The sequence below is a fragment of the Pseudomonas sp. S2_C03 genome, assembly GCF_054668405.1.
On the sequence record NZ_CP162766.1, the window covers coordinates 457,471 to 471,514 of the forward strand.

At 60.8% G+C, this 14,044-nt stretch carries 11 protein-coding genes; 10 read left to right on the top strand and 1 reads right to left on the bottom strand.

Annotated elements, in window-relative coordinates:
• Nucleotides 1–104: 104 nt before the first annotated feature.
• Nucleotides 105–1,106 (bottom strand): type I glyceraldehyde-3-phosphate dehydrogenase, encoded by a 1,002-nt coding sequence (gene gap / locus AB4N64_RS02115; protein WP_460121583.1) that lies wholly within the window; start codon nt 1,104–1,106, stop codon nt 105–107.
• A gap of 231 nt (nt 1,107–1,337) precedes the next feature.
• Here gap and edd point away from each other — a divergent pair, with 231 nt between their 5' ends.
• From edd to AB4N64_RS02165, 10 genes are all read left to right on the top strand, one after another.
• Nucleotides 1,338–3,164 carry a phosphogluconate dehydratase gene (edd, locus tag AB4N64_RS02120; protein ID WP_460121585.1) on the top strand — a complete coding sequence of 609 codons (1,827 nt, stop codon included), beginning with the start codon at nt 1,338–1,340 and terminating at the stop codon, nt 3,162–3,164.
• The gene (locus AB4N64_RS02125; protein ID WP_460121587.1) at nt 3,161–4,111 is read left to right on the top strand and encodes a glucokinase; all 951 of its coding nucleotides are present in this window, start codon (nt 3,161–3,163) and stop codon (nt 4,109–4,111) included. Before edd ends, AB4N64_RS02125 begins: the two co-directional genes overlap by 4 nt.
• A gap of 204 nt (nt 4,112–4,315) precedes the next feature.
• The gene (locus AB4N64_RS02130; RefSeq protein WP_368554872.1) at nt 4,316–5,044 is read left to right on the top strand and encodes a response regulator; all 729 of its coding nucleotides are present in this window, start codon (nt 4,316–4,318) and stop codon (nt 5,042–5,044) included.
• Nucleotides 5,034–6,503, top strand: a complete 1,470-nt coding sequence (locus AB4N64_RS02135) for an ATP-binding protein (protein WP_460121589.1) — start codon at nt 5,034–5,036, stop codon at nt 6,501–6,503. The genes AB4N64_RS02130 and AB4N64_RS02135 overlap by 11 nt, the downstream gene beginning before the upstream one ends.
• Nucleotides 6,504–6,751: 248 nt before the next feature.
• Nucleotides 6,752–8,011: a D-mannose isomerase gene (locus AB4N64_RS02140; protein WP_460121591.1), complete on the top strand. Its 1,260-nt coding sequence runs from the start codon at nt 6,752–6,754 to the stop codon at nt 8,009–8,011.
• 118 nt (nt 8,012–8,129) lie between these two features.
• Nucleotides 8,130–9,422, top strand: a complete 1,293-nt coding sequence (locus tag AB4N64_RS02145) for an ABC transporter substrate-binding protein (protein ID WP_460121593.1) — start codon at nt 8,130–8,132, stop codon at nt 9,420–9,422.
• Nucleotides 9,423–9,588: 166 nt separating this feature from the next.
• Nucleotides 9,589–10,497 carry a carbohydrate ABC transporter permease gene (locus tag AB4N64_RS02150; RefSeq protein WP_460121595.1) on the top strand — a complete coding sequence of 303 codons (909 nt, stop codon included), beginning with the start codon at nt 9,589–9,591 and terminating at the stop codon, nt 10,495–10,497.
• Complete coding sequence (locus tag AB4N64_RS02155; protein ID WP_368554866.1) at nt 10,490–11,335, top strand: carbohydrate ABC transporter permease; 846 nt, start codon at nt 10,490–10,492, stop codon at nt 11,333–11,335. Before AB4N64_RS02150 ends, AB4N64_RS02155 begins: the two co-directional genes overlap by 8 nt.
• Nucleotides 11,336–11,339: 4 nt before the next feature.
• Complete coding sequence (locus tag AB4N64_RS02160) at nt 11,340–12,500, top strand: ABC transporter ATP-binding protein (RefSeq protein ID WP_460121597.1); 1,161 nt, start codon at nt 11,340–11,342, stop codon at nt 12,498–12,500.
• Nucleotides 12,501–12,693: 193 nt separating this feature from the next.
• A complete protein-coding gene (locus AB4N64_RS02165) occupies nt 12,694–14,040 on the top strand; it encodes a carbohydrate porin (protein ID WP_460121599.1) in 1,347 nt (448 codons plus the stop codon).
• Nucleotides 14,041–14,044 lie beyond the last annotated feature (4 nt).

Here is a 14,044-nt window from a genome sequence, read left to right on the forward strand (position 1 = left end):
CGATGACGTTGGCAGCCTGACACCCCGCGGTGTCTGCGCCTCCATCGCGACGGTTCGACGCCTCGACATGCTCGCTCCTACAGGGGGGGGGGTGGGCTGGTTTTTTACTCGGCGTTACACAGCGCCAGGCAGTTATCGAGCATGCGGTTGGAGAAGCCCCACTCGTTGTCGTACCAGGCCAGTACCTTGAGCAGTTTGCCGTTGGCCTTGGTGTGGTTGGCGTCGAAGATCGACGACAGCGGGTTGTGGTTGAAGTCGCTGGAGACCAGCGGCAAGGTGTTGTAGCCCAGGATCTTCGAGTGCTGGCTGGCGTGCTTGAGCAGTTCGTTGACTTCCTCGGCCGTGGCTTCTTTTTTCAGTTGCACGGTCAGGTCCACCAGTGACACGTTGATCACCGGTACACGCACGGCCATCCCGGTCAGCTTGCCCGCCAGTTCCGGCAGCACCAGGCCGACCGCTTCGGCGGCGCCGGTCTTGCTCGGGATCATGTTCTGGGTGGCCGAACGCGCACGGTAAGGGTCGGTGTGGTAGACGTCGGTCAGGTTCTGGTCGTTGGTGTAGGCGTGGATCGTGGTCATCAGGCCACTTTCGATGCCCAGCTCGCGGTGCAGCACCTGGGCCACCGGGGCCAGGCAGTTGGTGGTGCACGAAGCGTTGGAAATGACCTGATGCGACTGGCGCAGGATGTCGTGGTTGACCCCGTAGACGACGGTGGCATCGGCGCCCTTGGCCGGCGCAGAGATGATCACCTTGCGCGCCCCGGCAGTGATATGCGCGGCAGCCTTGGCCCGATCGGTGAACAGACCGGTGCATTCGAACACCACGTCGATTTTTTCCGCCGCCCAGGGCAGGTCGGCCGGGTTGCGGATAGCGCTGACCGCAATACGGTCACCGTTGACGGTAAGGCTTTCCTGATCGTGCTCGACATCGGCGTCGAACGTGCCGTGAACCGTGTCGTATTTGAGCAGATGAGCGTTGATTGCGCTGTCGCCCAGATCGTTGATGGCGACGATCTGCAAATCCTGACGGTAGCCCTGGGTATACAGTGCACGCAGTACATTGCGGCCGATACGGCCAAAACCATTGATTGCGATTCGAAGAGTCATTAACTGGGCCGCCGTCGATTTGTTGTTGGAATTACAAGATTATTCGCAAAAAAATAGAAAACAAGCCTTTTTAGTGGCAATATTTTATTCAATCTACAACGAGTGACCTGAATCAACTGGTCCGAATGATCAACAACGCCGTCCGTCATCCCATCTGCCCGGGGACTTGGTCAGCTACTTGGTCAGCATAGACAATCAGGTCGCCACATCCGTTAGCCTGGAGTTCTACACATGCATCCCCGCGTCCTTGAGGTCACCGAACGGCTTATCGCTCGCAGTCGTGCCACCCGTGAGGCTTACCTTGCGCTCATTCGCGGTGCCGCCAGCGACGGTCCGATGCGCGGCAAGCTGCAATGCGCCAACTTCGCCCACGGCGTGGCGGGTTGCGGCAGCGAGGACAAGCACAGCCTGCGGATGATGAACTCCGCCAACATCGCAATTGTTTCGTCATATAACGACATGCTGTCGGCGCACCAGCCGTACGAAGTGTTTCCGGAACTGATCAAGAAGGCGCTGCGCGAAATCGGCTCGGTCGGCCAGTTCGCCGGTGGTACCCCGGCCATGTGCGATGGCGTGACCCAGGGCGAGCCGGGCATGGAACTGAGCCTGCCGAGCCGTGAGGTGATCGCGCTGTCGACCGCCGTGGCGCTGTCGCACAACATGTTTGACGGCGCGCTGATGCTCGGCATCTGCGACAAGATCGTCCCGGGCCTGATGATGGGCGCGCTGCGCTTCGGTCACCTGCCGATGATCTTTGTGCCGGGCGGGCCGATGGTTTCGGGGATTTCCAACAAGCAGAAAGCCGATGTGCGCCAGCGTTACGCCGAAGGCAAGGCCACGCGGGAAGAGTTGCTGGAATCGGAAATGAACTCCTACCACAGCCCCGGCACTTGCACCTTCTACGGCACCGCCAACACCAACCAGTTGCTGATGGAAGTCATGGGCCTGCACTTGCCGGGCGCCTCGTTCGTCAACCCGAACACACCGCTGCGCGACGCCCTGACTCGCGAGGCGGCGCACCAGGTTACGCGCCTCACCAAACAGAACGGCAGCTTCATGCCGATTGGCGAAATCGTCGACGAGCGCTCGCTGGTCAACTCCATCGTGGCCTTGCACGCTACCGGCGGTTCGACCAACCACACCCTGCACATGCCGGCCATCGCCATGGCTGCAGGCATTCAACTGACCTGGCAGGACATGGCCGACCTCTCCGAAGTCGTGCCGACCCTGAGCCACGTCTACCCGAACGGCAAAGCGGACATCAACCACTTCCAGGCGGCGGGTGGCATGTCGTTCCTGATCCGTGAACTGCTGGAAGCCGGCCTGCTGCACGAGAACGTCAACACTGTGCTGGGCCATGGCCTGAGCCGCTACACCCAGGAGCCTTTCCTGGATAACGGCGAGCTGGTCTGGCGCGAAGGTGTCATCGAAAGTCTTGATGAAACCATCCTGCGCCCGGTGGCCCGTGCGTTCTCCGCCGAAGGCGGCTTGCGCGTGATGGAAGGCAACCTCGGTCGCGGGGTCATGAAAGTCTCCGCCGTGGCGCTGGAAAACCAGATCGTCGAAGCGCCGGCCATGGTGTTCCAGGATCAACAGGATCTGGCCGACGCCTTCAAGGCCGGTTTGCTGGAGAAGGATTTCGTTGCGGTCATGCGCTTTCAGGGGCCGCGTTCCAACGGCATGCCGGAACTGCACAAGATGACGCCGTTCCTCGGCGTGCTGCAGGACCGTGGCTTCAAGGTTGCGTTGGTCACCGATGGGCGCATGTCCGGCGCCTCGGGGAAAATTCCGGCGGCCATTCATGTCAGCCCCGAAGCCTACGTAGGTGGTGCTTTGGCGCGCGTGCAGGAGGGCGATATCATCCGCGTCGATGGCGTCAAGGGCACTCTGGAGCTTAAGGTAGACGCCGAAGAATTCGCAGCGCGCACACCGGCCAAGGGGTTGCTGGGCAACAACATCGGCACCGGTCGCGAGTTGTTTGGTTTCATGCGCATGGCGTTCAGCTCCGCAGAGCAGGGCGCCAGCGCCTTTACTGCTGCCCTGGAGACGCTTAATTGAAACTGGCTTTGGTCGGTGACATCGGTGGGACCAACGCACGTTTCGCGTTGTGGAAAAATCAGCAACTCGAATCGGTCCAGGTCCTGGCGACGGCCGATCATGCCAGCCCGGAAGAGGCCATCGCCCTCTACCTGAGCGGGCTCGGGCTGGCATTGGGCTCGATTGGTTCGGTGTGTCTGTCGGTGGCGGGGCCGGTGAGTGGTGACGAGTTCAAGTTCACCAACAACCACTGGCGCCTGAGTCGCAAGGCGTTCTGCAAGGCCTTGCAAGTGGACCAGCTGTTGCTGGTCAATGACTTTTCGGCGATGGCCCTGGGCATGACCCGCTTGCAGCCGGGCGAATTCCGCGTGGTCTGCGAGGGGGCCCCCGAGCCCTTGCGCCCGGCGGTGGTGATCGGCCCAGGTACCGGTCTGGGGGTTGGCACCTTGCTGGATCTGGGGGCGGGGCGTTTTGCCGCGTTGCCGGGGGAGGGCGGTCATGTCGATCTGCCCTTGAGCAGCCCACGGGAAACCCAACTGTGGCAGCACATCTTCAACGAGATCGGTCACGTCAGCGCGGAAACGGCGTTGAGCGGCGGCGGTTTGCCGCGTGTTTACCGGGCAATCTGCGCGGTGGATGGGCACGAGCCGGTCCTCGAAACCCCGGAAGCCATCACGGCGGCGGGCCTGGCCGGCGACCCGATTGCCCTAGAAGTGCTGGAGCAGTTCTGCTGCTGGCTCGGCCGCGTGGCTGGCAACAACGTACTCACCTGCGGCGGACGCGGTGGGGTGTACATCGTGGGTGGCGTGATACCGCGCTTTGCCGATTTCTTTCTTGAAAGCGGTTTCGCCCGGTGCTTTGCAGACAAGGGTTGCATGAGCGATTACTTCAAGGGCATCCCGGTGTGGCTGGTGACGGCGCCGTATTCGGGGTTGGTGGGTGCGGGCGTGGCCCTCGAACAAGCCTGATCAGATCCCCCCACCCTGTAGGAGCGAGCTTGCTCGCGATGGCGGTATGTCAGTCGCCATCTGTTTATCTGGCACACCGCCATCGCGAGCAAGCTCGCTCCTACAGGGTGGAGTCGTGTTGTGTGGTCATGTGTTGTGCAGTGTTTGCAAGGTCAGCGCTTAAGGCATAATCCGCCCCAATTCAAACAACAAGGACGCCGCCCCGTGAGCTCAGCCCGGTCGATATTGTTGGTCGATGACGACCAAGAGATACGCGAGTTGCTGGACACCTACCTGACCCGCGCGGGTTTCCAGGTGCGGACCACGCCCGACGGTGCCGGTTTTCGCCAGGCCCTGAACGACGCGCCGAGTGATCTGGTGATCCTCGATGTGATGCTGCCTGACGAGGACGGTTTCAGCCTGTGTCGCTGGATTCGCCAGCACCCACGTCAGGCTCAGGTGCCCATCATCATGCTCACCGCCAGTTCCGACGAGGCCGACCGGGTCATTGGCCTGGAACTGGGTGCCGATGACTACTTGGGAAAACCCTTCAGCCCTCGCGAGTTGCAGGCGCGCATCAAGGCGTTGCTGCGTCGCGCGCAGTTCGGCCAGGAGCGTTCCGGCGGCGAAGTACTGGCCTTTGATGACTGGCGGCTGGACATGGTCAGCCATCGACTGTTCCACACCGATGGCGAGGAAGTGATCCTTTCCGGTGCCGATTTCGCCTTGCTGAAACTGTTCCTCGATCACCCCCAGGAAATCCTCGATCGCGACACCATCGGCAACGCCACCCGTGGCCGCGACCTGATGCCGCTGGATCGCATCGTCGACATGGCGGTCAGCCGTTTGCGCCAGCGCCTGCGCGATACCGAAAAGCCGCCTCGACTGATCCGCACCGTGCGCGGCAGCGGCTACCAGTTGGCGGCCAATGTGGTTGCCAGCAATGGCCACTGAGTTTTTTCGCAGGCTCGCAAGCCGGGTGCCGGTGCCGCGCTCACTGCTTGGGCGCATGCTGCTGCTGACATTGCTGGCGGTGTTGTTCGCCCAGGCGTTGTCGAGCGTGATCTGGGTCTCGCAATTGCGGGCCACGCAACTTGAAGGCCTGGTCACCAGTGCCCGCAGCCTGGCGCATTCGATGACGGCCAGTGTCAGTTACCTGCGCTCACTACCGGTGGCTTATCGTCCGCTGGTGCTCGACCAGTTGCGCAGCATGGGCGGTACGCGATTTGTCGTGACGCTCAATGACAAACCCCTGGGCATGGAAGTGTTGCCAACCACTCCGCGCAAGCTGGCGGTGATGAAAGCCGTGGACGAGGTGTTGCGCCAATCCCTCGGTCAGGACACGGACATTTCGGTGTCGTTTGTCAGTCCTCAGGACCTGCGGATTTTCAACGGCGGCCTCAAGCTCGACGAACTGCCCCGCTCCTGGGCGCATTACGCGCTGACCCTGGAGCCGGTGAACCCCCCCGTGCTGGTGACGCAGATCCAGATGGCGCCGGGTGAATGGCTGTACATCGCCTCGCTGTTACCCGAGCCTTACACCAGCCTGGAAGAACAGGGCCTGCCGGCGCAGCAGGTGTGGTTCATCCTCCTCACCAGTGGTTTCCTGCTGCTGTTCATCGGCCTGCTGGTGCACTGGCAAAGCAGGCCGCTCAAACGCCTGGCGCGGGCGGCCAGGGAAATGTCGCTGGGGGCGGACGTCGAGCCGGTGGCGCAGGGCGGCGGCAGCGAAGTGGTGGAAGTGGGGCGTGCGTTCAATGCCATGCGCGAACGGATCAGCCGTTACCTGACCGAACGCGCCCAGTTGTTCAGCGCGATTTCCCACGACCTGCGCACGCCGATCACGCGCTTGCGCCTGCGTGTGGAACTGCTCGAAGACGAGAAGCTGCAAGCCAAGTTCGGCCGCGACCTCGATGAACTGGAGCTGCTGGTCAAAGGCGCGCTGCAATGCGTGAAAGACACCGACATCCACGAAAACATCGAGCCGGTCGATCTCAACCATGTGCTCGACTGCTTGGTAGAGCCTTACCTCGCGCCGCAGGGTAACGGGCGCGTCACCCAGGATGGCCGGGCCTTGGCGGCATATCCCGGTAAACCGCTGGCGCTCAAGCGCTGCATCGGTAACTTGATCGACAACGCCTTGAAGTACGGCCAGAACGCGCACCTGCAGATCGACGACGACGAGAACGCCTTTGTGCTGCACGTCGATGACGAAGGGCCGGGTGTGCCTGAGCAGCGGCTGGAGCAAGTTTTCGAGCCGCACTTCCGCTTGGCCGGGCAGCAACAGGGTTATGGATTGGGGCTGGGCATCGCCCGCAACATTGCCCATAGCCATGGCGGTGAGGTCAGTTTGCAGAATTTGCGTGAGGGTGGGTTGCGGGTGACGTTGCAGTTGCCCCGCAGTGCTGACTAGATAGACCGCGTTATCGTTCATCGTCGGATCGCCGCCCGGAGCAAGCCCGCTCCCACAGTTGACCGAGTTGTTCAGGGGAATGCGATCTAATGTGGGAGCGGGCTTGCTCGCGAAGACGTCAGCCCATTCAATACATCCTTCAACAGCCAATGTCACGGAACGGTGACATTCCCCACCCCCTTCGTTACAAGCCCGCCCGCGCCCGTTGTTTAGACTGCCCGCAATCAAAACAACAAAAAAGGCTGCCCATGGACTCTTCCCACTCTGTCGCCGGTAGCTGGCTGAATGCTGCGGCCCACCAGCAATGGCTCGCCGCCGAAGGGCTGCGCCTGCTGGCCTTCGCCAAGGCATCAAAGCTTCCCGACGGTTTCGGCAACCTGGATGAAAAAGGCCAGTTGCCGGCCGACGCCCACGCTGAAACCATGAACACCGCGCGCATGACCCACAGCTTCGCCATGGCACACATCCAGGGGCTGCCAGGATTTGCCGAGCTGGTGGACCACGGCGTGCAGGCCCTGTGCGGCCCGCTGAAAGACGCCGAGCACGGTGGCTGGTTCGCCAGTACCCATCACATGGATGGCAACACCGGCAAGGCCGCTTACCTGCATGCTTTTGTGGCGCTGGCCGCCAGTTCGGCCGTGGTCGCACAACGCCCTGGCGCCCAGGCTTTGCTCGACGACGCGATCGCCGTCATCGACCGCCATTTCTGGAGCGAAGGGGAGGGTGCCATGCGCGAATCCTTCAGTCGCGACTGGCAGGAGGAGGAAGCGTATCGCGGTGCGAACAGCAACATGCACGCCACCGAAGCCTTCCTCGCCCTGGCCGATGTCACCGGCGACAACCGCTGGTTGAACCGCGCGCAACGCATCGTCGAGCGGCTGATTCATGGTCATGCTGCGGCCAACGATTATCGGGTGATCGAACATTTCGATCGTGACTGGCAGCCGTTGCGCGACTACAACCACGACAATCCCGCCGATGGTTTTCGACCTTATGGCACCACGCCCGGACACGGTTTTGAATGGGCGCGGTTGGTGCTGCACCTGGAAGCGGCCCGGGTGCAGGCCGGCATGCTGACGCCGGGCTGGCTGTTGACCGACGCGCAAAAACTTTTCGAAAAAAACTGCCAGCACGGCTGGGACGTCGACGGCCTGCCGGGGATCGTCTACACGCTCGACTGGGACAATCGCGCGGTGGTTCGCCATCGCCTGCACTGGACCCATTGCGAAGCAAGTGCCGCCGCCAGCGCGCTGCTTAAACGCACGGGCGAGGGGCAATACGAGACGTGGTACCGCCGGTTCTGGGAATTTTGTGAGCAGCATTTCATTGATCGTTGTGATGGCAGCTGGCACCACGAACTCGATCCGCTGAACCGCCCGAGTGCCGATATCTGGGGCGGCAAACCTGATCTCTACCACGCCTGGCAAGCCGTGCTGATCCCGCGTCTGCCTCTGGCGCCGAGCATGGCGACTGCTCTGACAGGGTTGTCCCAGAGCATTTCCATGTAACCATACGGTGACATTCACGCGTCCCTTCGTTACCTGCGAAGGGTTTGCCCCTGTTTAAAATCCCATGCAGCGCAAGCACCAGACTTGCAATGCATAACAACAAGAAAGGTACTTCTAGATGAATGCGATTTCTCGCCTCGCTACTGTCATTTCTATCGCCTCCCTGTTCCCGTTAAGTGCACTTGCCGACGCTTCCAAAGGTTCTGTGGAAGTCGTTCACTGGTGGACGTCCGGCGGTGAAAAGGCAGCGGTGGATGTGCTCAAGGCCCAAGTCGAAAAAGACGGTTTCACCTGGAAGGACGGCGCTGTTGCCGGTGGTGGCGGTTCTACGGCCATGACCGTTCTGAAAAGCCGCGCCGTGGCCGGTAACCCGCCGGGCGTCGCCCAGATCAAAGGCCCGGACATCCAGGAATGGGGCAGCACCGGTCTGCTGGCCACCGACACCCTGAAAGACGTCGCCAAGGCGGAAAACTGGGATGGCCTGCTGTCGAAGAAGGTCTCCGACACCGTCAAATACGAAGGCGATTACGTGGCCGTGCCGGTGAACATCCATCGCGTCAACTGGCTGTGGATCAACCCCGAAGTCTTCAAGAAAGCCGGGATCGACAAAGCTCCGACCACCCTCGAAGAATTCTACGCCGCCGGTGACAAACTCAAGGCCGCCGGTTTCATCGCGCTCGCCCACGGTGGCCAGCCATGGCAAGACAGCACCGTGTTCGAAGACGTGGTGCTCTCGGTCATGGGCGCCGACGGTTACAAAAAAGCCCTGGTGGACCTCGACCAGAAAACCCTCGCCAGCGCCGACATGACCAAGGCGTTCACCGAGCTGAAAAAGATCACCACCTACATGGACCCGAACCGTGCCGGTCGTGACTGGAACATCGCTGCCGCCGACGTCATCAATGGCAAGGCCGGCATGCAGATGATGGGTGACTGGGCCAAGAGCGAGTGGACTGCCGCCAAGAAAGTCGCCGGCAAGGACTACCAGTGCGTAGCGTTCCCGGGCACCGATAAATCCTTCACCTACAACATCGACTCGCTGGCCGTGTTCAAGCTCAAGGCTGACCGCAAGGGTGACATTGCCGCGCAGCAGGACCTGGCGAAGGTTGCGCTGGGTACTGACTTCCAGAAAGTCTTCAGCATCAACAAAGGCTCGATCCCGGTTCGTACCGACATGCTCAATGACATGGACAAACTGGGCTTCGACTCCTGCGCACAAACCGCTGCCAAGGACTTCCTGGCGGATGACAAGACCGGCGGCCTGCAGCCGAGCATGGCGCACAACATGGCCACCTCCCTGGCCGTGCAAGGCGCGATCTTCGACGTGGTCACGAACTTCATGAACGACAAGGACGCCGACCCGGCCAAGGCCAGCGCGCAATTGGCGTCGGCGGTCAAAGCGGCGCAGTAATTCCCGACACACCCCTTTCCTGACGGGAGGGGCTCGTGTGTAGGAGCGGGCTTGCCCGCGATGCAGGCGACTCGGTCTGTTGATAGACCCGGTTGATGCCATCGCTGGCAAGCCAGCTCCTACAGGAGTCGTGCCGGTATCTTTTCTTTTCACCTGGATTATCCCGATGAGCTCTGTGGCGGTTTTCAGCAAAGCCTCACCGTTCGATGCGCTGCAACGCTGGTTACCCAAGTTGGTACTGGCGCCGAGCATGCTCATCGTGTTGGTTGGTTTCTACGGTTACATCATCTGGACGTTCATTCTGTCCTTTACCAATTCCAGCTTCATGCCGAGCTACAAGTGGGTCGGCCTGCAGCAATACATGCGCCTGATGGACAACGACCGCTGGTGGGTCGCGAGCAAGAACCTCGCTGTCTTCGGTGGCATGTTCATCGGCATCAGCCTGATCCTTGGCGTGTTCCTCGCCGTGCTGCTGGATCAGCGTATTCGCAAGGAAGGCTTCATCCGCACCATCTATCTGTATCCGATGGCGCTGTCGATGATCGTCACCGGCACGGCCTGGAAATGGCTGCTCAACCCGGGGCTTGGCCTGGACAAGATGCTGCGTGACTGGGGCTGGGAAGGCTTTCGCCTGGACTGGCTGGTGGATCAGGATCGCGTGGTCTATTGCCTGGTGATTGCCGCCGTGTGGCAGGCCTCCGGGTTTGTCATGGCGATGTTCCTCGCCGGTCTGCGCGGTGTCGATCAATCGATCATCCGTGCCGCGCAAGTCGATGGGGCGAGCCTGCCGACCATCTATCTCAAGATCGTCCTGCCGAGCCTGCGCCCAGTGTTCTTCAGTGCCTTCATGATTCTCGCCCACATTGCGATCAAGAGCTTCGACCTGGTGGCGGCGATGACCGCAGGCGGCCCGGGCTACTCGTCCGACCTGCCGGCGATGTTCATGTATTCCTTCACCTTCAGCCGTGGCCAGATGGGCATCGGTTCTGCCAGCGCCATGCTCATGCTCGGTGCCGTGCTGACCATCCTCGTGCCGTACCTGTATTCCGAGCTACGAGGCAAACGCCATGACTGATCAACTCGGAAAACCGAAGCTGGGCTTCAGCCGGATCGCCATTTACGCGACCTTGTTGCTGGCCGCAGCGGTGTACCTGGTACCGCTGGTGGTAATGCTGCTGACCAGCTTCAAAACCCCGGAAGACATCCGCACCGGCAACCTGCTCAGTTGGCCGGCGGTGATCGACGGCATCGGCTGGATCAAGGCCTGGGACGTGGTGGGCGGTTACTTCTGGAACTCGGTGAAGATCACCGTGCCGGCAGTGCTGATCTCCACGTTCATTGGCGCCATGAACGGCTATGTGCTGTCGATGTGGCGATTTCGTGGCTCGCAATTGTTCTTCGGCCTGCTGCTGTTCGGCTGCTTCCTGCCGTTCCAGACTGTGCTGCTGCCGGCCTCGTTCACCCTCGGCAAGTTCGGCCTGGCCAACACAACCACCGGCCTGGTGCTGGTGCACGTGGTCTACGGCCTGGCGTTCACTACGTTGTTCTTCCGCAACTACTACGTGAGTGTCCCGGATGCGCTGGTCAAGGCGGCGCGCCTGGATGGCGCAGGCTTTTTCACCATCTTCTGGAAGATCCTGCTGCCGATGTCGATCCCGATCGTGATGGTCTGCCTGATCTGGCAGTTCACCCAGATCTGGAACGACTTCCTGTTCGGCGTGGTGTTCGCCAGTGGCGATGCCCAGCCAATCACCGTGGCCCTCAACAACCTGGTCAACACCAGCACCGGGGCCAAGGAATACAACGTTGATATGGCGGCCGCGATGATCGCCGGGCTGCCGACACTGCTGGTCTACATATTCGCTGGCAAGTATTTCCTGCGTGGGCTGACGTCCGGCGCGGTCAAGGGGTAGAAACATGGCAACTCTCGAATTACGCAACGTCAACAAGACCTACGGCGCCGGTTTGCCGGACACCCTGAAAAACATTGAATTGAAGATCAATGACGGGGAATTCCTGATTCTGGTCGGCCCGTCGGGTTGCGGCAAATCCACGCTGATGAACTGCATCGCCGGCCTGGAAACCATCAGCGGCGGCGCCATTCTGGTGGACGATGCCGACATCAGCGGCATGAGCCCAAAGGATCGTGACATCGCCATGGTGTTCCAGTCCTACGCGCTGTACCCGACCATGAGCGTGCGCGACAACATCGCGTTCGGCTTGAAGATTCGCAAAATGCCGACCGCCGAGATCGACGAAGAAGTCGCCCGCGTCGCCAAGCTGTTGCAGATCGAACACCTGCTCAGCCGCAAGCCCGGCCAGCTCTCCGGTGGCCAGCAACAGCGCGTGGCCATGGGCCGCGCATTGGCGCGGCGGCCGAAGATCTACCTGTTCGACGAGCCGCTGTCCAACCTCGACGCCAAGCTGCGGGTCGAGATGCGCACCGAAATGAAATTGATGCACCAGCGCCTGAAGACCACCACCGTCTACGTGACCCACGACCAGATCGAAGCGATGACCCTGGGCGACAAAGTGGCGGTGATGAAGGACGGCATCATCCAGCAGTTCGGTACGCCGAAGGACATCTACAACAACCCGGCCAACCTGTTCGTGGCGAGCTTCATCGGTTCACCGCCGATGAACTTCATTCCCCTGCGCTTGCAGCGCAAGGACGGTCGCCTGCTGGCGCTGCTCGACAGCGGTCAGGCGCGATGCGAGTTGCCGTTGGGCATGCAGGACGCCGGCCTCGAAGATCGCGAAGTGATCCTCGGCATCCGTCCTGAGCAGATCGTCCTGGCCGCCGGCGACAGCAATGGTTTGCCGACCATTCGCACCGAAGTGCAGGTCACCGAACCCACCGGCCCGGACACCTTGGTGTTCGTCAATCTCAATGACACCAAGGTCTGCTGCCGGTTGGCGCCGGACGTGGCGCCGCAGGTGGGTGAGACCCTGACCCTGCAATTCGATCCGTCGAAAGTGCTGCTGTTCGATGCCAAGAGCGGCGAGCGATTGGGGGTGGCGGGGGTGCCTAAGGCCGAGAGTCACGCTCCAAACGTTGCGCAATTCAAGGGCCGCTGAATGACAGATCTGTAGGAGCGAGCATGTCGAACCGTCGCGATGGAGGTCATGGCTCCGCGGGGTACCAGGCTGCCAGCGTCATCGTTGACGACCATCGCGACGGTTCGACGATTCGACATGCTCGCTCCTACAGGGAGCAACCGTTGTAACCGCGTTAAACAAAGTTAATAACAATAAAACGAGGAATGTAGGGATGAAGAAGAACAAAAACGCCCAGCTGATCTGCCAGTTATCGGCGGTTGCGGCAATGATGCTGGCCGGCAGTGTTCAGGCGGCCGATGCATTCGCCGCTGATTCTGAATGGATGACCGGTGACTGGGGTGGTGAGCGAACCCGACTGATCGAGCAGGGTATCGACATCAAAATGGACTACGTCGGCGAGGTGGGTGGCAACCTGCACGGCGGCTACAACAACGACAAGACCGCGCGTTATTCCGATCAGTTCGGTTTGGGCGCGGCATTGGACCTGCAAAAACTGCTGGGCTGGGATAACACCCAGGCCAAGATTCAACTGACCAACCGTAATGGCCAGAACATCTCCAACGACCGTGTCGGCGACCCGCGTGCCGGCACCTTGAGTTCCTCACAGGAAGTCTACGGTCGTGGCCACATGGTTCGTCTTACCCAGTTGTGGATCAAGCACCAGTTCTTCGACGGCAAACTGGACGTCAAGGCCGGTTATTTCGGTGAAGGCGAAGACTTCAACACCTTCCCGTGCGAATTCCAGAACCTGGCGTTCTGCGGCTCCCAGGTGGGTAACTGGGCGACCAACATCTGGTACAACTGGCCGGTAAGCCAGGCGGCGATTCGTGTGAAATACAACTTCTCGCCGGAGTGGTATGCACAGATCGGTGCGTACAACCAGAACCCGTCGCAGCTGGAGCACGGCAACGGCTTCAAGCTCAGTGGCAGCGGTACCAAGGGGACCGTGCTGCCGGTCGAACTGGTCTGGTTGCCTAACCCCGGCAACCTGCCGGGCGAATACCGCGTGGGCTACTACAAAAGCACGGCCAAAGCCGATGATGTTCGTGAAGACGAGAACGGTGCCGATGCGGCCACCAGCGGCAATGCCTACCGCAGCCATAGCAGCAAATCCGGCTACTGGTTCGTGGCGCAACAGCAACTCACCAGCCACAACGGTGACGCTTCTCGTGGTTTGAATATCGCTGCCAACGCGACTTTCCACGACAAGGACACCAACGTCGTCGACAACTATCAGTCGCTGATGTTCGTGTACAAGGGGCCGTTCGATGCACGTCCCAAGGATGACGTCGGTATTGGCTTCGCCCGTATTCATGTCAACGATGACGTGAAGAAAAATGCCGAACTGACCAACGCCGCCAATGGTGTCGCCGACTACCAGGACCCGCTGTTCTCGCCGCTGCGCGACACCGAATACAACTACGAGATCAACTACGGCTTCCACGTGACCAACTGGCTGACCGTACGCCCCAACCTGCAATACATCACTCACCCGGGCGGTGTGGATGAAGTGGATAACGCGCTGGTCGCTGGTCTGAAAATTCAGTCGGTGTTCTAACGCG

Excerpts from the sequence above, each read along its gene's own strand:
- edd (WP_460121585.1), top strand. The coding sequence starts at position 1,338 with ATGCATCCCCGCGTCCTTGAGGTCACCGAACGGCTTATCGCTCGCAGT.
- AB4N64_RS02165 (WP_460121599.1), top strand. The coding sequence starts at position 12,694 with ATGAAGAAGAACAAAAACGCCCAGCTGATCTGCCAGTTATCGGCGGTT.
- gap (WP_460121583.1), bottom strand. The coding sequence starts at position 1,106 with ATGACTCTTCGAATCGCAATCAATGGTTTTGGCCGTATCGGCCGCAAT.
- AB4N64_RS02160 (WP_460121597.1), top strand. The coding sequence starts at position 11,340 with ATGGCAACTCTCGAATTACGCAACGTCAACAAGACCTACGGCGCCGGT.
- AB4N64_RS02145 (WP_460121593.1), top strand. The coding sequence starts at position 8,130 with ATGAATGCGATTTCTCGCCTCGCTACTGTCATTTCTATCGCCTCCCTG.
- AB4N64_RS02155 (WP_368554866.1), top strand. The coding sequence starts at position 10,490 with ATGACTGATCAACTCGGAAAACCGAAGCTGGGCTTCAGCCGGATCGCC.
- AB4N64_RS02140 (WP_460121591.1), top strand. The coding sequence starts at position 6,752 with ATGGACTCTTCCCACTCTGTCGCCGGTAGCTGGCTGAATGCTGCGGCC.
- AB4N64_RS02135 (WP_460121589.1), top strand. The coding sequence starts at position 5,034 with ATGGCCACTGAGTTTTTTCGCAGGCTCGCAAGCCGGGTGCCGGTGCCG.
- AB4N64_RS02150 (WP_460121595.1), top strand. The coding sequence starts at position 9,589 with ATGAGCTCTGTGGCGGTTTTCAGCAAAGCCTCACCGTTCGATGCGCTG.